A 19,982-nucleotide genomic window follows, 5' to 3' on the forward strand; every position below is an offset into this window, starting at 1 on the left:
CAAGCATAATCGGAACAGCAAAATGTGCCTTCCGATTTAAATTTTGCATAGGTTGAGTATATGTTTCATCTTGAAAAAAATGGTTATAAATTTCTTGCACAACATGGAATCTGGTCCCGAGTCGATTACCAGGATATTTCATACAGTGATGGCGATTACGAAGAACAAAGATTAGCCAGAATCATTGCAACTGCGAAAGATATATCCATATTTTCCTCTGAATTGCGTAATCAATGCGTTGACTGGCAGACGCTTTATCATTTGAGTTCCCAGCGTGGCAATATTTTACGTCCGTTCCAGGATAAGCTAAAAGGCAAGGTGCTGGAAATTGGTGCCGGGTGTGGTGCCATCACCCGTTTTCTTGGCGAAAATGGTGGGCAGATCCTTGCGCTTGAAGGTAGCCAGCGGCGTGCTGCGATAGCGTCCAGTCGTACCCGCGATCTGGATAATATTACGGTCCTGGCCGAGCGTTTCGATGATTTTCAAACCGAAGAAAAATTTGACGCCATCACCCTGATCGGTGTACTTGAATATGCCAGTATGTTCAGTTCAGCTGAGCATGCAGCGAATGCGATGCTTGAGAAAATCAGAAGTTTTTTGAAACCTGATGGATTTCTTTTTATTGCTATCGAGAACCAGCTTGGTCTCAAATACTTTGCTGGCGCGCCGGAAGATCATCTGGCAAAACCGATGTATGGTGTTGAAGGTCGATATAAGTCGGGCGAACCAGAGACTTATGGCAGAGTTGCCATTGAACATCTGCTGAAAGGAAGTGGCTATCGTACCGTCGAGTTTTTGGCACCTTTCCCAGATTATAAAATGCCGACCTCGATCGTCACTGAACGCGGATGTAAAGTCAGTGAGTTTGATGCCGGTGCCTTTGCCTGGCAAACTGTTGCCGCCGATCCACAACTGCCGGCTAAGTTGAATTTCTCTTTGACCGATACCTGGCCGGTTATTTTTAAAAATAACCTCGGCATGGATCTCGCCAACTCATTCCTGATTGCTGCAACCGCTGCCGATTTTCCGACAACTGATGCGAATATCTTAGCGTATCATTACAGCACGCAAAGAAAACCTGCATATGTCAAAGAGACTATTTTCTCTTCAGACAATGGTGTCGTTAATATTCATTATGAAAAACTTGCTGAGACGACAGAAAGTGAACAGGGCAAGTATACCTGTAGAATAGTCGATGATCCTGTCTACCATAATGGCCTTCCATTCAGTTTTAAGTTTGTGGCATTGTTTACCTCACCTGAATGGCGTGTCGCGCAGGTTGTTACTTTACTGCGTGAATACCTTGCACATTTACAGTTATTGCTTGCTGGAAAAGGACACTCAACCGATCTTCAACACACCATTCCTGGTGAGTTTATTGATGCCTTACCGCAGAATATCATTGTTGATAAGAGTGGTCAGCCTCATCTATTCGATTGTGAATGGGCGGCACCTCAGCCAATTGAGACAGCGTATCTTTTATTCAGATCGCTCAATATCCTCTTACGCCAAAGTGCCCGGGTAATGCTACCGGCTGAAAACCCTGAGATAACCCGCCAGCAGTTTATTCTTCAGGTGATTCGGGAATGCGGTTTCACGCTTAATGAATCAGAACTTGATGCCTTTAATGAGCAAGAAATTATTTTCCAACAGCAGGTTACGGGCTTAAGTCAGTCTTATCTTGACGTCTGGCACCCTGATGCACCGTTAAGTAGCGGAGCGTCCTCATTCACCTCTGAAGCGCGTCTATATTACCGCAATGGTGAGCAGGAATTTACCCAGTTGCAAAGCTCGTCGTTTAATCTCAAATTTGGTCAGACGGTCTCACATTCACTAGATGTACCGGTTAACCCAAATGAAAAGAACTATCTGCGACTGGATCCTTCGGAAACCAGCGGTTGGATATTGATTGAAAACCTGCAGGTGAAAGATCGCGAGGGTCGTGTCCAGTGGTCCCTGAATGATGGAACTGCCAGCTATGTGGATCTCTGTGAGGTATGCGCGTTAGAGCACGGCGTGCTGTATTATTCCAACTCTAACGATCCGCAAATTTTGATACCGGAAGTGTTTATTGGTCAGCAGATAACGGTTGACGTTAGTCTCGAGATGGCGGCCCCAGATGTTGTTGCCCAAGCCCTGGCGGAAAGAATTCGCAGTCATGCACGAACCGAAAATGAGCTGAGCCAGTTACAGCAGGCTCAGCAAAAATTAACGGCTGAATTGCTAGAGTTAAAAGCAAAAGTTGATTCACAGAACACCCAGATGGCCAACTATGTTGGGCATATTCAGGTTTTGAATAGCATTATCAATGATTTCAGAGAGTCCACTAGCTGGAAAGTCTCAAAACCTCTTCGTATTGCGGGTGGGGTAAATCTCAAGCTTAAAAAAGCGAATCGACTGATTACGGGGCTGATTCAGAAACATGGCATAAAGGCTGTTGCTCAAAAAGGCATTTATTATGTTCGCCAGGAAGGATTTTCTGGTGTCATTGCTCGTCTGAAACAGCAGCGTAGCATTAGTGTTTTACAAGAAAATCTGAATTTGAATACTGTACCTGCGGCTTCAATTTCATACGACAACAAAACAGGCTATCACCTGAAACCAGGGCGTTCAGGATACTGCTACGTTGAACCAGCACGGCCTGTTGATCTGGCTGAACGCATTGCAGCTATTGCAAGCAAACCGTTCTTCTCCATTGTGATACCTGTTTATAATACCCCTTTGGATCTGCTTGACGGGTTGCTGAAGTCAATCACATCGCAATGGTACCCGCATTGGGAGTTAATTCTTGCCGATGATTGCAGCCCGGACCCGCAACTTCAGCAAGCGCTGAACAAAATCTCGCATCCCCAGATTAGAATTATCCATGCGGAATCTAATTTACGTATTTCAGGTGCGACTAATCTTGGGATTCAGGCGGCAAAAGGGGATTTCATCGTATTTGCTGACCACGATGACGAACTCACCGTCGACTGCCTGTATGAAATGGCGCTGTGCATTGAGCAGCAGCAACCTGATTTCATCTACAGTGATGAAGACAAGCTTACCGAAGCGGGCGACTATACTCAGCCGCATTTCAAACCAGACTGGTCACCTGACACTATGATGAGTACGATGTTTACTTGTCATGCGTCTTGTGTGCGGCGTAGTCTGTTGGAAAAAACCGGTCTGCTACGTTCCGAATTTGATGGTTGCCAGGACTGGGACTTTGTCTTACGAGTTGCTGAACATACTGACCGCATTAGTCATATTGATAAAATCCTCTATCACTGGCGAATCATTCCGGCTTCAGTGGCATCTGACATTGCCGCTAAACCTTATGTCCTCGAAGCTTCGCGACAGGTGCGTGTTGATGCGTTAAAACGCCGAGGGTTACAAGGGACCGTCGAGCCAGTGACTGAAGTCCCAGGGTATTTCCGTGTCAATTATCATCTGACCGGCACCCCACTGATTTCTATCATTATTCCTACCCGTGATAATGATGAAGTGCTACGTCGTTGTATTGATTCAATTATCGAGAAGACGAAATATGCACATTATGAAGTGATCATCGTTGATAACGGTTCTGTGGCGGAAACCACACTGGCTTATTTCTCTGAGCTAACGTCTGTTTCGCGTGTGAAGGTGATACATCACGATATCCCGTTTAACTTCTCAGAATTGAATAATGTAGGGGTAGCGGCATCGTCAGGCGATATTTTACTGTTCCTGAACGATGATACTGAAGTGCTGATGGATGACTGGCTGGAGCGGATGGCAGGATATGCGCAGCTGCCACATATTGGTGCTGTCGGCGCAAAATTGTTATATCCAGGCACTCAACAAATTCAGCATGCTGGTGTTCTGAACCTGCAGTGTGGCCCGGTACATGCGTTCTTGCGCCATGATAGTAATAGCCCAGGATACTTCATGCGAAATCTGCTGGAATATAACTGGCTGGCGGTAACCGGCGCCTGTTTGATGATCGAGCGAGAGAAGTATCAGAAGATTGGCGGGTTTGATGAGTCTTTCCCTATTGCGTATAACGACGTGGATTTATGTTTTACATTGTCCAAAAATGGCTTCTATAACGTCGTGTGCCAGGCGGTAACACTTTATCACTACGAATCGATTAGCCGCGGTTTAGATCTCGTCGACCCGGTTAAGCAAGAGCGTCTCTTTAGTGAGTTACGTCGTTTGTATGAGAAGCACCCTAATTTCTATCAGTATGATCCTTTCTACAACGTCAATTTAGCTCCGAATGGAATTAACTTTGATTTAACAGCTTGAGTCGCTTCTGGATTTTAGATTTGGAGTAAAAGATGGACGAACTTTCGATGGGCCAGCTTCTTTGTGAGCCTGAACTGGCTAAAATGATTGATGCGGCTGAGGTTGTTTCATTCGATTTTTTTGATACGTTATATCTGCGCCCGCTTTCAGACCCGGAAGATGCATTCACCCTTTTAGGTGAAAAACTGAATATTGAAAACTTCCGGGCTAAACGCCAACAGGCGCAGACAGATGCTTTTGGCGTTATGGTACGGGAAGGGCGTAAAGAAATTACGCTTGAAAATATCTATAGTTGCTTCCCGGAATGTCAATACACGAAAGATGCGCTGATGCAGGCAGAGTATGAGCTGGAGCTACAGCTCATCGAGCCGAACTATGAGTTGTTCCCGCTGTTTGAGCAGCTGCTTGCTGCTGGCAAACAAGTTGTTATCATCTCGGATATGTATTTTTCCGGGCGATTCTTCGATCAGGCCCTGGCAAAACAGCAAATTAGCGGCGTCGCTGTTTTTTCCTCCGCAGATGAGAATGCGACTAAACGTGATAGCGGGGAGTTGTTCACTCTTGTCAGTGAAAAGCTGGGTGTATCAGCAGCTAAGATTGTGCATATTGGTGATAGCGAAATAGGTGATTTTAAACGTCCAGCCGAAAAAGGACTGATGAGCTACCACTATGTTGCCAGTCGTTTTCGCGATAAAAAGAAAAATGTCAGCCTGAGTACCTCATTGGCTGAAGGCTTGCTACGTATGGAGGCCCGGGAGATAGAGTATGGTTCGTATGAAGAACTGGGCTTTTTAACCGGTGGACCTGCCAGCGTCGGTTTTCTTGAGTGGATCAAAGCAAAATCACAAGCTGATGGTATCGATCATATACTCTTTTTCGCCCGTGACGGCTATGTTCTGACCTCAGTTGCCAACCAGCAGATGCAGCAAGACTTGCCGCCATTTAATTATTTTTATGGTTCTCGCACCACCTTTACCCTCGCGGCAATCACCGACAGTAATTTCAGTGCCTATATTCCTTTTCTGGTCTCTGGAAGCGATGGGCTGGCCCCTTGTGAAGTCCTTGAAAGAATTGGGGTGAAGGTTCCGGCGCCAGAGATTATGAAGGCCTTCGGCCTTGGCGACGATATCGCGATAACCCCGGCAGTGCATGATAAATTAGTTGAGTTTCTGTACGCCTGGCGCTGGGAGATTTTAAAAGTTTGCCAGCGTAATCGTCGTGCGTTATTCCAGTACCTGAGACAAGTAGGAATCAAAAACCACCAAAAAATTGCGGTAGTAGATGTTGGCTGGAGTGGGACAACTCAGGAAGCTTTCAGCCATGCCATTAGCGCATTTATGAAAGTGGATATTTATGGCTATTATTTCTGTCTCGCCGATACCCCAGAACGCTTGCATCGACAGAGTACCATGAATATGGCTGCACTTTTTGATAGCTCGAATAGTCGTCCTGAGCTGGTATCTAAGATTTACAGCGCCAGAGTCGCAGTAGAATTCTTCTTTTCTGCCCCTCATGCCTCTATTATTGGGTTATTACCGGGAGAGTCGGTCAGTCCTGTTGAAGATCCGGGGCGTGGTGCGGATCAAGGTCTCTCCGCATCTGTTAACGCATTGTGTCACGGTAGCGAGCGTTTTGCACAAGTGTTTTATCCTGCTCAGCAACGTCTCGGTTTATCGTTAAGTCCGCAAATGTTAGCGATGCCTATGATTGAGCTGGCAAGTACAGAAAACTGGGATAAATACTCGTTAATAACCAGTCTTAAAAACTTCGATGCGTGGGGAAGTTCACGGAATAAGCACCTGGTTGCCACCGACTATTTGTGATTCCTTGTGAAACGTCTTTGCATGATTAGAACAGATTATATTAAATAAAAAGGCCCTTTGGGGCCTTTTTTTATACCCATATTTTGCGGTGGAATTATACTTTTCTGGTTAATCAACTATTGGGGAAAGATCTCACAAAAGGCCTGATTTTGTTTTAAAAGTGAAAAACAAAATCAGGAACATTAATGTTGATATAATCCAGGGTTTTTCTCAAAGTAATTTTTTAGATAACTTCAGTTTTACCCTGCCGCAATCATCATTTATGCCGGCTGCGCAGGTTCTCTATCACCGCTGTCAAATCCAAATCTTGATCCTGCAGCAGCACCAGCAGGTGATACATCAGATCCGATGCCTCGTTCTTCAGCTCAAACTGGTCGTGCACCGTTGCCGCCAGCGCGGTTTCCACGCCTTCTTCCCCGACTTTTTGCGCAATACGCTTGGTGCCGCTGGCGTACAGCTTCGCGGTATACGAACTCTCCGGGTCAGCATGTTTGCGCTCGGCAAGCAGCTGCTCGAGCTGATACAGGAACAACCACTGGTGCCCGGCTTCGCCGAAGCAGCTTGAGGTGCCCTTATGGCAGGTCGGGCCGATTGGGTTCACCAGTACCAGCAGGGTATCGTTGTCGCAATCCGGCGTGATGCTCACCACGTTCAGAAAGTTGCCGGAGGTTTCCCCTTTGGTCCACAGACGTTGCTTAGTCCGCGACCAGAAGGTCACTTTTCCGCTCTCTTCGGTCTGCGCCAGCGCGTCCTGATTCATGTAGCCCAGCATCAGCACCTCGCCGGAGATGGCGTGTTGCACGATGACCGGCATCATGCCGTCGGTTTTTTCCCAGTCCAGCTGTTCACTTAACATACCCTAATCTCCACGCCCTGTGCTGCCAGGTACGTTTTCAGTTCACCAATATTAATAATCTGTTTGTGGAACACCGAGGCTGCCAGCGCACCATCGACATTGGCATCGCGGAACGCCTCAAAGAAGTGTTCCATGGTGCCCGCACCGCCAGAGGCGATCAGCGGAACGCGGCAGACGGCGCGCACTTTCTTCAGTTGCTCAAGATCGTAACCGTTGCGTACGCCATCCTGGTTCATCATGTTGAGCACGATCTCGCCTGCGCCGCGCTTCTGCACTTCCTGCACCCAGTCGAGGGTTTCCCACTGGGTGACCCGGGTACGGCTCTCATCGCCGGTATACTGATTGACGTGATACTTGCCGCTCTCGGCATCAAACCAGGTATCGATACCCACCACAATGCACTGCACGCCAAAGCGGTCGGCGAGGCGCGTAATCAGCGTTGGGTCAGCCAACGCCGGGGAGTTAATCGAAATCTTATCCGCGCCGAAGGAGAGGATCTGCGCCGCCTCTTCCAGCGACTTAATCCCGCCGGCGACACAGAAAGGAATATCGATCACTTCTGCGACTCGTGATACCCAGCTTTTATCGACCACCCGGCCATCGCTGGAGGCGGTGATATCGTAGAACACCAGCTCATCGGCGCCTTCGTCGGCATAGCGTTTCGCCAGCGGGACGATATCGCCAATGATTTCATGATTACGGAACTGCACGCCTTTCACTACCTGGCCATCGCGAACGTCGAGGCAGGGGATTATCCGTTTTGCCAGCATTGAATGGCCTCCGTTACGTTGAATTTCTCTTCCAGCAACGCACGACCGACGATCACGCCGCGCACGCCGGTTCCGCGCAGCGCGGCAATATCATTCAGATCGCCAATGCCGCCGGAGGACTGGAATGCCACCTGCGGGTAGCGGGCGCACACTTCTTCATACAGCGAGACGTTCGACCCGGCGAGGGTCCCGTCGCGTGAAATATCGGTACACAGGACGTGCTGCAAACCGACCGGCAGATAGCTTTCCACTAACTCTTCCAGGGTTACGCCGGAGTTTTCCTGCCAGCCGCTCACGGCCACCTGTTTATTGCCCTGATCATCGATACGCACGTCCAGCGCCAGCACCAGATGCTGCGGCCCAAAACGCTTGAACCAGCCTTTGACGATTTCCGGGGATTTCACCGCGGTTGAACCCACCACCACGCGCGCGACGCCGGCATCCAGCAGGGCGGCGACGTCTTCTTCCGTGCGCACGCCGCCACCGACCTGTACCGGCACATCAACGCCGGCCACTAACGTTTTTAGCAGGGCGATCTGGCGTTTTTGCGGGTTTTTCGCGCCGGTTAAATCCACCAGGTGCAAAACTTCAGCACCCTGCGCGGCGTAGGATTGCAGCCGCGGCAGCGGATCGTTGCCGTAGTCGCGCTGCTGACCGTAATCGCCTTGATGGAGACGGACGACGGTGCCGTCAATTAAATCTAAAGCCGGGATTATCATCACATCTCCAGGAAGTTTTTCAGCAGCTGCGCACCGGCGCTGCCCGAGCGTTCCGGGTGGAACTGGACGCCAAAAAAGTTATCTTGCTGCACCGCGGCGGTGAACGGCTCGCCATAGTTGCATTGCGCAATGGTGTAAGGATTCACCGGCATCGCATAGCTGTGGACGAAGTAAAAATAGGCGCCGTCTTCAATGCCGCGGAACAGACGATTTCCTGCCTTCGGGTAGACCCGGTTCCAGCCCATATGCGGCAGCGGCAGACCGTGGTCGGTCATTTTCGGCACATCTTCTTCGATGATGCCCAGCAGATCGACGCCATTACTCTCTTCGCTGCGACGCCCCAGCAACTGCATGCCGAGGCAAATACCGAGCACCGGCTGGGTACAGGCTTTCACCAGCTCAATCAGCTCGCGCTCGCGCAACTGGTCCATCGCCGCCTGCGCGGTACCAACGCCAGGTAAAAACAGCTTGTCGGCACGCAGCACCACATCCGGATCGCGGCTGACCGCTGGCTCATAGCCGTGGCGTCCGATCGCTGACTTTACCGAGTTGAGGTTGGCGCAGCCGGTATCGAGGATCACCACGTTCATCACAGCACTCCTTTCGAAGAGGGGAGCGTATCGCCCTGAACGCGAATCGCCTGACGCAGGGTACGGCCAAAGGCTTTAAACAGGCTTTCGACGCGATGATGGTCGTTTTTGCCCTTGGTTTTCAGGTGCAGGGTCACCGCCATGGTGTAGGAGAGCGAGCGGAAGAAATGTTCAACCATCTCGGTGCTCAGATCGCCCACGCGCTGATAGGCAAAGTCGGCTTTATATTCCAGATGCGGGCGCCCGGAGATATCCAGCGCGCAGCGGGCCAGACATTCGTCCATCGGCAGCACGAAACCAAAACGGTTAATTCCGCGCTTATCGCCCAGCGCCAGCTTCAACGCTTCACCGAGCGCCAGGCCGGTATCTTCCACGGTGTGGTGATCGTCAATGTAGAGATCGCCGCCGACGTTAATCTCCAGGCGGAAACCGCCGTGGGTAGCGATTTGATCGAGCATATGATCGAAGAAACCGACGCCGGTGTGGATTTTGCTGCCGCCTTCGCGATCCAGCCAGACTTTCACATCCACCTGAGTCTCTTTGGTGACGCGCTCCACGTGAGCGTAGCGATCGCGGCGGGTCAGCTGCTCGCAGATCGTCGGCCAGTTCAGCGTCTCGCGGTCATAGCGCAGGCCGGTGATGCCCATGTTGTCGGCCAGCGTAATGTCGGTGGCGCGGTCGCCGATGACGAAGCTGTGGCTTTTATCCATCACGCCATCTTCCAGCCACGGCAGAACCAGCTGGGTTTTGGGCTTGCGGCATTCGCAGTTATCGGACGGCAGATGCGGGCAGATCAGCACTTCATCAAATTCGACGCCCTGAGAAGCAAAGATCTGCATCATCAGGTTGTGCGGGCCGTCAAACTCAGCCTGCGGCAGGCTGTCGGTCCCCAGGCCATCCTGATTGGTGATCATCACCAGTTTGTAACCTTCCTGCTGGAGTTTCAGCAGAACAGGGATCACCTGCGGCTCAAAGGCCAGTTTTTCAAAGCGGTCTACCTGAAAATCAACCGGTGGCTCGGAAATCAGCGTACCGTCACGGTCAATAAAGAGAAACTTCTGGGTCATACATTCTCCGCAGTCAAAGCGTCAATCACGTGCTGGCTCTCAGCACGGGTACCGATAGTGATACGCAAGCAGCCGCTTAATGAAGGTTGTTTATTTTGGTCTCGTAAGATAATGCCCTGATCCCACAAAGATTTAAATACCGCGCTGGAGGCTTTAAAACGCACGAGAATATAGTTGGTCTCGGCGCCGAAGACCTGCTCCACGCAGGGAATGCCGCTCAACTGGCTAATCAGGTACTCGCGTTCGGCAACAATCTGCGCCACGCGGGCGCGCATCGCGGCAATGCCCTGTTCGCTAAGGGCCTGGGCGGCAATGTCGGCCACCGGCGTTGAGAGCGGGTAGGGTGCGATGACTTTCATCAACAGCCCAATCACGTCGGTATTCGCCAGGGTAAAGCCGCAGCGCAGGCCGGCAAGGGCAAACGCTTTGGATAATGTGCGCAGCACCACCAGGTGTGGATAGTCGCTCAGCCAGCCGGCCAGCGTCGCCTGCGGGCAAAACTCAATATAGGCTTCATCGGCAACCACGATTGCTTTCCCGCGGGTCATCTCCAGCAGGGCCCGCAGATCGTCAGGATTGATAATCTGCCCGGTTGGGTTGTTGGGGCTGCAGACAAAGACCAGCTTCACGCCGTCGAGACTGGCGGCGATGCCCGGCAGATCGAGCTGCCAGTCGGCCAGGGTCGGGACCGTACGGCAGGTTACGCCGATGGTCTCGGCGCTGACGCTGTACATGCCGTAGGTTGGCGGGCAGTAGAGCACCGCATCTTGCCCCGGCTCGCAGAACGCGCGGATCAGCAGCTCGATGCTCTCATCGGCGCCGCGGCTTACCAGCACCTGCTCCGGCTTCAACCCGGCATAGCGTGCGTAGTTCTCAATTACCGCCTTTGGCTGCGGTTCCGGATAGCGGTTCAGGGTCTGCTCGGTCAACTGAAATTCCACCGGCGTCGGGAATTCGTTGGCGTTCAGCCAGACGTCGCCGTTACCGCCCAGGCGGCGAGCAGATTGATACGGCGTCAACGCACGGATATTGGCGCGGGCTAACTCTTCAATGCTCATGCTTGCTCCTTAAGGGCTGCGACGCGCAGCGTAACGGCGTTTTTGTGGGCGGTAAGACGTTCGGCGGCGGCCAGAATCTCAATGGTCGAGGCGAGAGCTGCAAAGCCATCGCGCGACAGCTCCTGCACGGTCATGCGCTTTTGGAAATCCGCCAGTCCAAGGCTGGAACAGGTGGCGGTATAGCCATAGGTCGGCAGCACGTGGTTGGTCCCGGAGGCGTAATCGCCGGCGGATTCCGGGGACCAGTCGCCGAGGAACACTGAACCAGCGCTGGTGATATCGTCAACCAGATCGCGGGCCTGGCGGGTCTGAATAATCAGGTGCTCCGGTCCGTACAGATTGGAAATCTCCACGCACTGCGCCAGGTCGCGGGCAACGATAATCCGGCTGGCGGAGAGCGCTTCGCGAGCGGTGTCGGCGCGCGGTAGTTCAGCCAACTGGCGCTCAACGGCGAGGGCCACGCGTTCACCCATCGCGGCATCCGGCGTCAGCAGGATAACCTGCGAATCAGGGCCGTGTTCCGCCTGAGAAAGCAGGTCAGAGGCGACGAAATCCGGCGTCGCGCCGCTATCGGCAATCACCAGTACTTCAGAAGGGCCGGCGGGCATGTCGATGGCCGCACCGTCCAGACGCTGGCTGACCTGGCGCTTGGCTTCGGTGACGAAGGCGTTGCCTGGGCCAAAGATTTTATCGACTTTGGCGACTGACTCGGTGCCAAACGCCAGCGCGGCGATGGCCTGCGCGCCGCCAACGTTAAAGATGTTACGTACGCCGCAGAGCTGGGCGGCATAAAGAATTTCATCGGCAATCGGCGGCGGTGAGCACAGCACCACCTGCTGACATCCGGCAATGCGTGCCGGGGTGGCCAGCATCAGTACCGTTGAAAACAGCGGCGCCGAGCCACCGGGAATATATAACCCCACGGATGCGATAGGGCGGGTCACCTGCTGACAGCGCACGCCCGGCAGGGTTTCTACATCGACGCCCGGCAGCTGTTGCGCGTTGTGGAAGGTCTCGATATTGCGTACCGCAACCGCCATGGCCTGCTTAAGCTCATCGCTCAGGCGCGCGCCGGCGGCAGCAATCTCTTCCTCAGTGACTTTCAGTGCTTTGACGTCGGTCTTATCAAACTTTGCGCTGTATTCGCGCAGGGCTGCATCGCCATTCTCTTTGACGTTGGCGAGGATCTCCGACACCGTCTTGCTGATGCTGTCGGAAGCGGAAATGGCCGGGCGCATTAAGAGTTGTTGCTGTTGTGCTGCGCTACAGCTGTTCCAGTCGATAATTGTGTTGAAGCTCATGGTCGTTTCCCCTGTCTACTTTCTGAGACAGGCCCGGAGGCCTGTTCCGCCTGGATTACTCCATCATCTTCTCAATAGGCAGTACCAGAATGGAGCTGGCACCCAGCGCTTTCAGTTTTTCCATGGTTTCCCAGAACAGCGTTTCGCTGCTGACCATGTGCATCGCCACGCGCTGTTTATCACCTGCCAGCGGCAGAATAGTCGGACGTTCGGCGCCCGGCAGCAGGGCCACGACTTCTTCCAGACGCTCGGTTGGCGCGTGCATCATGATGTATTTCGATTCACGAGCCTGAATCACGCCCTGAATACGGGTCAGCAGACGGTCAATCAGCTGCTGTTTGGCCTCGGCCATTTCGCCATCGCGTTGAATCAGGCAGGCTTTGGAACGGAACATCACTTCCACTTCGCGCAGGCCGTTTGCTTCGAGGGTTGCGCCGGTGGAGACCAGGTCGCAAATCGCATCGGCCAGACCGGCACGCGGGGCAACTTCCACGGAGCCGTTCAGCAGGCAGGATTTAAAGGAGATGCCTTTTTGATCGAGGTAGCGCTTCAGCAGGTGCGGGTAAGAGGTGGCAATGCGTTTGCCGTCCAGCGCCGCCGGGCCGTTCCAGCTTTCATCGGCCGGGGTCGCCAGCGACAGGCGGCAACCGCCGAAATCTAAACGGCGCAGGGTGAAGTAGCGCGGATCTTCGCCCTGAGCGCGACGGCTCAGCAGCTCTTCTTCCAGCACGTTTTCGCCGATGATGCCCAGATCGACCACGCCATCCATAATCAGGCCCGGGATATCGTCATCACGCACACGCAGAATGTCGATTGGCATATTTTCCGCCAGCGCAATCAGGCGCTGGGTGTGCAAATTCACTTTAATGCCACAACGGCTCAGTAATTCGCGTGAATCTTCACTCAGGCGGCCTGATTTTTGAATAGCTATGCGTAAACGGCTGTTGTCTAACATTCTTGTTTCCTCTTAATTCCTGTCTGAATCTGTCCGAATTTGGTTCAAAAAAAAGCCCCCGGAAGTGAATCTTCCGGGGGCTCATTTCGCGCTCATGCACCGCTGGAAGATCTAAATGTCTTCCAGCACACATCGCCTGAAAGACTAGTCAGGATGATGGTGATGATGGTGGTGTTTAAATTGAACGCGGTTCATAAAATTCTCTTTGAATGACTATGCATTTGATGTCTTTTAACCTAAACCACTTCAAGCGCAGAAAGCAAGGGCTTTTTACTATCATTAATTCATTTCATATTCACTGAAGAAATTGTCAGTTGCGGTTGGCTGGCGTAGCCTTATATCAGCACAGCGAAAGAGTCAGGAGCCAGGTATGAAAAAGGTCGCAATTGTCGGTTTAGGATGGCTGGGCATGCCGCTTGCTTTGTCATTGAATGCACGCGGATGGCAGGTCACCGGCAGCAAAACCACCCGGGATGGCGTGGAGGCGGCGAGGATGTGCGGTATTGATAGCTATCCGCTACGCCTGGAGCCGCAGCTGGTCTGCGATGCCGATGATTTGGATGCGTTGATGAAAGTCGATGCACTGGTGATTACGTTACCGGCGCGTCGTAGCGGGCCGGGTGAAGAGTTTTATTTGCAGGCGGTCCAGGAGATTGTCGATACGGCGCTGGCCTACCATATTCCGCGCATCGTATTTACCAGCTCCACCTCCGTTTATGGCAATGCCAGCGGGACGCTAAAAGAGAATTCACCGCGTGACCCGCAGACGGCCAGCGGCCGGGTGTTGAAAGAGCTGGAAGACTGGCTGCACAACCTGCCGGGAACGTCGGTGGATATTTTGCGTCTGGCGGGGCTGGTGGGGCCATCCCGTCATCCCGGACGCTTCTTTGCCGGAAAATCGGCGCCGGACGGCCAGCATGGCGTGAACCTCGTGCATTTGCAGGATGTGGTTTCGGCCATCGAACTGCTGCTGCAGGCCCCGAAGGGCGGACGCATCTATAATATATGTGCGCCCAAACATCCGGCGCGTGGCGTGTTCTACCCGCAAATGGCACGTGAACTGGGGCTGGAGGCACCGGTATTTGCCGACAACCCCAATAGCGGGCCGGGTAAGATCATCGATGGCAACCGAATTTGCTACGAACTGGGGTTTGAGTATCAGTACCCCGACCCGCTGGTGATGCCGATGGAGTAATGCGCCAGCGGTAATCGCGTACCTGAGGGGGCGGCGATGAAACCACTGCTGGATGTCCTCGTTATTCTTGATGCTCTGGAAAAAGAGGGGAGCTTTGCCGCAGCGTCGGCAAAGCTCTACAAAACCCCCTCTGCGCTGAGCTACACCATTCACAAGCTGGAAAGCGATCTGAATATTCAGCTGCTTGATCGCAGCGGCCATCGGGCGCGCTTTACGCCAACCGGGCAGATGCTGCTGGAAAAAGGGCGTGAGGTGTTGCATACCGCCCGTGAACTGGAAAAACAGGCAATTAAACTGCATCAGGGGTGGGAAAATACCCTGGTGCTGGCCGTGGATACGGCGTTCCCTTTCTTTTTACTGGTGCCGATGGTGAGCCAGTTCTATCAGCAACATACCCTCGCACAGCTGCGATTCCTCCGCGAAGCGTCGTCCCATGGTTGGGATGCGCTAGTTGAGGGGCGGGCGGATATGGTGCTGGGTGTGGTCTGCGATCCTCCAGCGATCGGTGGTTACGGCTTCAGCCTGCTGGGCGAACTGGCGTATGGGCTTGTTGTTGCCCCGCAGCATCCGCTTGCCGCACTCACCGCGCCGCTGAGCTGGCGGATATTGAAGCGCCATCGGGCGATTGCGATCGACGGACAGTGGCCGACGGTTGATGACCAGGACTGTCTGGTGGCGTATGACTATCCGGGGCTGCTGATGCTGATCGCCGCCGGGCTGGGATGGGGGTATGTGCCACAGTATCTGGTACGTGCTCAACTGGAGAGTGGCGAGCTGGTAGAGAAGGCTGTCGCCTCCCATTTTCCGTCGCATCGGGCATGGTTGGGCTGGAACGATCAGACGAGCGGGCGTTCCTGCGACTGGTGGCGCAGCGAAATTTTAGCAAATAATGCTATCCATACAATCTATCATACTAAAAATGTATGAATATTAAGCTGTTAAATTATTGTAGTGACAATTTGGCTTTTCAACATCTTGTCATCCGACCAGAAAATGTTGCAAAATACGCGGCCTGAAAAATGGAATTTAGCCGACGCTTTTTGAAGTGTCGGTTATTTTTTTGCTTTCAAGGCACATCATTCAATACAAGAGGCCGGGCTTCGTACCGGATAGATATTTACTAAAAACCGACAGTCGTTGTCGCTGAGGAATACACTGAAATGGGGCAATTTTTTGCTTACGCGATGGCATTCGCCGTGAAAGGGGATAACCACCATGTCGCATAACGCTACTCCAAAAACCTCTCGCGTGGAATTACGTAAGACGCTTACGTTGATTCCGGTTGTAATGATGGGCCTGGCCTATATGCAGCCGATGACGCTGTTCGATACGTTTGGTATCGTCTCTGGATTGACCGACGGTCACGTCGCGACGGCCTACGCCTTCGCCCTGATCGCGATTCTCTTTACGGCACTGAGCTACGGTAAACTGGTTCGTCGTTTCCCGTCAGCAGGTTCCGCTTATACCTACGCCCAGAAATCCATCAGCCCGACCGTAGGCTTTATGGTTGGCTGGTCATCGCTGCTGGACTACCTGTTCATGCCGATGATCAACATCCTGCTGGCGAAAATTTACTTTGAAGCGCTGATGCCTTCCGTGCCGTCATGGATCTTCGTGGTCGCGCTGGTCGGTTTCATGACCGTCTCTAACCTGCGCAGCATCAAGGCTGTGGCGAACTTCAACACCCTGATTGTGGTTCTGCAGATGGGTATTGTGGCGGTGATTGTCGGCCTGATCATCTACGGTGTGATGCACGGTGAAGGTGCCGGCACGCTGACCAGCACCCGTCCGTTCTGGTCCGAAGGGGCCCACGTGGTGCCGATGATTACCGGGGCGACTATTCTGTGCTTCTCGTTCCTCGGCTTTGACGGCATCTCTTCGCTGTCCGAAGAGACCAAAGATGCAGAGCGCGTGATCCCGAAGGCAATCTTCCTGACTGCGCTGATTGGCGGCATGATCTTTATCGGTGCCTCTTACTTCCTGCAGCTGTACTTCCCGGACATCTCGCGCTTTAAAGATCCGGATGCATCACAGCCTGAAATCATGCTGTACGTAGCGGGCAAAACCTTCCAGTGGGGCGTGCTGATTTTCTCCAGCGTGACCGTTCTGGCTTCCGGTATGGCCGCACATGCGGGTGTTTCTCGCCTGATGTACGTAATGGGCCGCGACGGCGTGTTCCCGACCAGCTTCTTCGGCTATATTCACCCGAAATGGCGTACTCCGGCGTTTAACGTGCTGCTGGTTGGCGCGATTGCACTGCTGGCGATTAAATTCGACCTGGTGACCGCAACGGCGCTGATTAACTTTGGTGCGCTGGTGGCGTTTACCTTCGTTAACCTGTCGGTGATTTCGCAGTTCTGGATCCGTGAGAAGCGTAACAAGACGCTGAAAGACCACATCAACTACCTGGTGCTGCCGTCCTGTGGCGCACTGACCGTAGGCGCACTGTGGGTTAACCTGGAGCAGAGCTCTATGGTTCTGGGTCTGATTTGGGGCACCATTGGCCTGGTATACCTGGCCTGTGTGACCAAGCGTTTCCGTAACCCGGTTCCGCAGTACGAAGACGTGGCGTAAATACACGTTGTGATAAAAAAGCCGGGGGGAAACCTCCGGCTTTTTTGTTTTTGTCGCGCGGCGCAACCTGCGCCGTGAGCGAGTGGGAAATGACAGATCCGCAACCTGCCTGAATCACATTCCTGGTTCGGCCTAAGCCATCACCTTGAGCAGCGCATCCAGTAGCCCGGGAAAGCGGGCGTCGAGATCGTCTCTGCGCAACGAAATCATATTCTCGCGTCCCTGGGGGCGCTGCCAGATCACACCGCTATCGCGCAGGACGCGCCAGTGGTGAGTCATCGTGGATTTAGCGATATCTTCAGGGCGCAGGGCGTTACAGCTCTGTTCATTGCCGTCAGCCAGGATGCGAATAATCTCCAGACGCATCGGATTTCCAAGGGCAAAAAGAACATTTTCCAGGCGGATTTGTTCACGTTCGGGATGATTGGCGATCATAATATTCCTGTGTCGGCGGTTGCTCTGCTCCCGGGAGCAGCAGCCCGTATCGGCGGCTGGCCGGTAATATACCCAAACTACATGGCTAACGCCATGTACGTCAGTTCAGCTTCACCAATAGAAACGATAGCAAAAATAGTTCGAATATACTCGTACAGTTGTACTATGATAGAGGCCGATAAACACATTGCGGCACAATTCAGCCGCTCACTGACAGTCAATACGACTAAGGACGCATCATGCCCCGACCCATCCCCCTCGAACGTTATCGCAACATCGGTATCTCCGCGCATATCGATGCCGGCAAAACCACCACCACCGAGCGCATTCTGTTTTACACCGGAATGAGCCACAAGCTGGGGGAAGTACACGATGGCGCGGCAACCACTGACTGGATGGCGCAGGAGCAAGAGCGCGGAATTACGATTACCTCCGCGGCGGTAAGCTGCTTCTGGCCCGGTATGGATCGCAGTTTCGAGCCACACCGCATCAATATTATCGACACCCCGGGCCACGTGGATTTCACCATCGAGGTGGAGCGTTCGATGCGCGTGCTGGACGGTGCGGTCATGGTGTATGACTCCGTCGGTGGCGTGCAGCCGCAATCAGAAACCGTCTGGCGACAGGCGAATAAATACCACGTACCACGGCTGGCGTTCGTCAATAAAATGGACCGTCCCGGCGCGGATTTCTTCCGTGTCGTGCAGATGATGATCGACCGTCTGAAAGCTAACCCGGTGCCGATCGTGATCCCTATTGGAGCCGAGGAGCATTTCACCGGGGTGGTGGATCTCATCAAAATGCGCGCCATCTTGTGGGACGACGCGACCCAGGGCATGACTTTTAGCTACGCGCCGGTGCCGGACGACCTGCTGGCGACCGCCCAGGAATGGCGAGAAAAAATGGTCTCGGCGGCGGCGGAAGCCAACGACGCGCTGATGGACAAATACCTGGAAACCGGCGAACTGAGCGAAGCCGATATTATCGCCGGGTTGCGTCAGCGCACCGTCGGCGGGGAAATTCAGGCGGTGCTGTGCGGCAGCGCGTTCAAGAACAAAGGCGTGCAGCGCATGCTCGATGCGGTAATCGAGCTGATGCCGTCGCCGCTGGATGTTCCGGCGATTGAGGGTGTCGATGAGAAAGGCCAGCCGGCTGAACGTCATCCGGGCGACGACGAACCGTTCTCGGCGCTGGCGTTTAAACTGATGACCGACCCGTACGTTGGCCAGTTGACCTTTATTCGGGTTTACTCCGGCACCCTGAAAAAAGGCGATGCGGTGTACAACCCGGTGAAAGGCAAGAAGGAGCGTATCGGGCGTATTGTGCTGATGCATGCCAACGACCGTCATGAGGTGGATGAACTGCATGCCGGGGATATTGCCGCCTGCGTCGGACTGAAGGATGTGACCACCGGCGACACGCTGTGCGATCCCGATGCGGTGATTACCCTGGAGCGCATGGAGTTTCCGGAGCCGGTGATTTCGCTGGCAATTGAACCGAAAACCAAAGCCGACCAGGAGAAAATGGGCATCGCTCTGCAGCGACTGGCGGCAGAAGACCCGTCATTTCGTCTGCACACTGACGAGGAGTCCGGCCAGACGATTATCTCCGGGATGGGAGAACTGCATCTGGAAATTATCGTCGACCGCATGAAACGTGAGTTTGGCGTGGAGGCCAATATCGGCCGTCCGCAGGTGACCTACCGCGAGACGATCCGCAAAACGGTCAAAGAGGTGGAAGGCAAATTTGTCCGCCAATCCGGCGGCAAAGGGCAGTACGGTCATGTGGTGCTGACGCTGGAACCGCTGGCGCCGGGAGGTGGCTTTGTGTTTGAAGATGCCACTAAAGGCGGCGTGGTACCGCGCGAGTATATCCCGTCAGTGGAGAAAGGCTTGCGTGAAGCGATGGGCACCGGCGTGCTGGCCGGCTATCCGGTGGTGGATGTCAAAGCGACCCTGACCTTTGGTTCGTACCATGATGTCGACTCCTCGGAAATGGCCTTCCGCATGGCGGCGATTTTTGGCTTCAAGGAAGGGGCGCGACGAGCCGATCCGGTGATCCTCGAGCCGGTGATGCACGTCGAAGTGGAAACGCCGGAGGAGTACGCCGGGAACATTATGGGCGATCTATCTTCCCGGCGCGGCATGGTGCAGGGGATGGAAGAGCGCTTCGGCAGCCAGATTATCCGTGCGGATGTACCGCTGGCTGAGATGTTTGGCTATTCCACCACGCTGCGTTCGATGTCGCAGGGGCGTGCCACCTACAGCATGGAGTTCCACCATTACGCGGAAGCTCCGCGCAATGTTGCGGAGGCGATTATCGCCAGCCGCGCCAGAAGTTAACCAACCGTACCCGGGTTGTGCTTTATGC

General features: G+C 53.5%; 16 protein-coding genes and 1 other annotated feature. Of the genes, 6 read left to right on the forward strand and 10 right to left on the reverse strand.

The features are described 5' to 3' along the window. Positions 1-60 precede the first annotated feature (60 nt). The gene (locus tag HF679_RS02275) at positions 61-4,269 is read left to right on the forward strand and encodes a glycosyltransferase (protein WP_154144583.1); all 4,209 of its coding nucleotides are present in this window, start codon (positions 61-63) and stop codon (positions 4,267-4,269) included. Positions 4,270-4,301: 32 nt separating this feature from the next. Further along, a complete protein-coding gene (locus HF679_RS02280) occupies positions 4,302-6,092 on the forward strand; it encodes an HAD family hydrolase (protein WP_154144584.1) in 1,791 nt (596 codons plus the stop codon). Positions 6,093-6,348: 256 nt separating this feature from the next. Here the strand turns inward: HF679_RS02280 and hisIE are convergent, their stop codons facing one another. The 9 genes from hisIE to hisL form a co-directional block, all read right to left on the reverse strand. Further along, a complete protein-coding gene (gene hisIE, locus HF679_RS02285; RefSeq protein ID WP_154144586.1) occupies positions 6,349-6,948 on the reverse strand; it encodes a bifunctional phosphoribosyl-AMP cyclohydrolase/phosphoribosyl-ATP diphosphatase HisIE in 600 nt (199 codons plus the stop codon). Beyond that, positions 6,942-7,718: an imidazole glycerol phosphate synthase subunit HisF gene (gene hisF, locus HF679_RS02290; RefSeq protein WP_123755029.1), complete on the reverse strand. Its 777-nt coding sequence runs from the start codon at positions 7,716-7,718 to the stop codon at positions 6,942-6,944. Before hisF ends, hisIE begins: the two co-directional genes overlap by 7 nt. Further along, the gene (gene hisA / locus HF679_RS02295) at positions 7,700-8,437 is read right to left on the reverse strand and encodes a 1-(5-phosphoribosyl)-5-[(5-phosphoribosylamino)methylideneamino]imidazole-4-carboxamide isomerase (RefSeq protein ID WP_154144588.1); all 738 of its coding nucleotides are present in this window, start codon (positions 8,435-8,437) and stop codon (positions 7,700-7,702) included. The genes hisF and hisA overlap by 19 nt, the downstream gene beginning before the upstream one ends. Then, on the reverse strand, positions 8,437-9,027 hold the full coding sequence (gene hisH / locus HF679_RS02300) for an imidazole glycerol phosphate synthase subunit HisH (RefSeq protein ID WP_187042571.1): 591 nt from the start codon (positions 9,025-9,027) through the stop codon (positions 8,437-8,439). Before hisH ends, hisA begins: the two co-directional genes overlap by 1 nt. Beyond that, complete coding sequence (gene hisB / locus HF679_RS02305; protein ID WP_123755026.1) at positions 9,027-10,094, reverse strand: bifunctional histidinol-phosphatase/imidazoleglycerol-phosphate dehydratase HisB; 1,068 nt, start codon at positions 10,092-10,094, stop codon at positions 9,027-9,029. The genes hisH and hisB overlap by 1 nt, the downstream gene beginning before the upstream one ends. Beyond that, complete coding sequence (gene hisC, locus HF679_RS02310) at positions 10,091-11,152, reverse strand: histidinol-phosphate transaminase (RefSeq protein WP_187042572.1); 1,062 nt, start codon at positions 11,150-11,152, stop codon at positions 10,091-10,093. The genes hisB and hisC overlap by 4 nt, the downstream gene beginning before the upstream one ends. Further along, complete coding sequence (hisD, locus tag HF679_RS02315; RefSeq protein WP_187042573.1) at positions 11,149-12,453, reverse strand: histidinol dehydrogenase; 1,305 nt, start codon at positions 12,451-12,453, stop codon at positions 11,149-11,151. The genes hisC and hisD overlap by 4 nt, the downstream gene beginning before the upstream one ends. A gap of 55 nt (positions 12,454-12,508) precedes the next feature. Continuing rightward, on the reverse strand, positions 12,509-13,408 hold the full coding sequence (hisG, locus tag HF679_RS02320; protein ID WP_123755023.1) for an ATP phosphoribosyltransferase: 900 nt from the start codon (positions 13,406-13,408) through the stop codon (positions 12,509-12,511). Positions 13,409-13,454: 46 nt separating this feature from the next. Next, positions 13,455-13,577, reverse strand: a sequence feature (His leader region). Next, a complete protein-coding gene (gene hisL / locus HF679_RS02325; protein WP_004899375.1) occupies positions 13,553-13,603 on the reverse strand; it encodes a his operon leader peptide in 51 nt (16 codons plus the stop codon). (Overlaps the previous feature by 25 nt.) 175 nt (positions 13,604-13,778) lie before the next feature. Between hisL and HF679_RS02330 the strand changes: the two genes are divergently transcribed. The 3 genes from HF679_RS02330 (at position 13,779) to HF679_RS02345 (ending at position 17,177) form a co-directional block, all read left to right on the forward strand. Continuing rightward, a complete protein-coding gene (locus HF679_RS02330) occupies positions 13,779-14,603 on the forward strand; it encodes an SDR family oxidoreductase (protein ID WP_123755022.1) in 825 nt (274 codons plus the stop codon). A gap of 36 nt (positions 14,604-14,639) precedes the next feature. Further along, positions 14,640-15,530 carry a LysR family transcriptional regulator gene (locus tag HF679_RS02335; RefSeq protein WP_187042574.1) on the forward strand — a complete coding sequence of 297 codons (891 nt, stop codon included), beginning with the start codon at positions 14,640-14,642 and terminating at the stop codon, positions 15,528-15,530. Positions 15,531-15,818: 288 nt separating this feature from the next. Then, positions 15,819-17,177, forward strand: coding sequence for an APC family permease (locus HF679_RS02345; protein WP_123755020.1), 1,359 nt, complete (start codon positions 15,819-15,821; stop codon positions 17,175-17,177). Positions 17,178-17,309: 132 nt separating this feature from the next. Here HF679_RS02345 and HF679_RS02350 read toward each other — a convergent pair whose 3' ends face one another. After that, positions 17,310-17,612 (reverse strand): ArsR/SmtB family transcription factor, encoded by a 303-nt coding sequence (locus HF679_RS02350; protein WP_123755019.1) that lies wholly within the window; start codon positions 17,610-17,612, stop codon positions 17,310-17,312. Positions 17,613-17,851: 239 nt separating this feature from the next. Here HF679_RS02350 and fusA point away from each other — a divergent pair, with 239 nt between their 5' ends. Beyond that, the gene (fusA, locus tag HF679_RS02355) at positions 17,852-19,954 is read left to right on the forward strand and encodes an elongation factor G (protein ID WP_154144592.1); all 2,103 of its coding nucleotides are present in this window, start codon (positions 17,852-17,854) and stop codon (positions 19,952-19,954) included. Positions 19,955-19,982 lie beyond the last annotated feature (28 nt).

Source organism: Enterobacter sp. JUb54 (assembly GCF_014298075.1).
In the GTDB taxonomy this organism is placed as follows: domain Bacteria; phylum Pseudomonadota; class Gammaproteobacteria; order Enterobacterales; family Enterobacteriaceae; genus Klebsiella; species Klebsiella lignicola.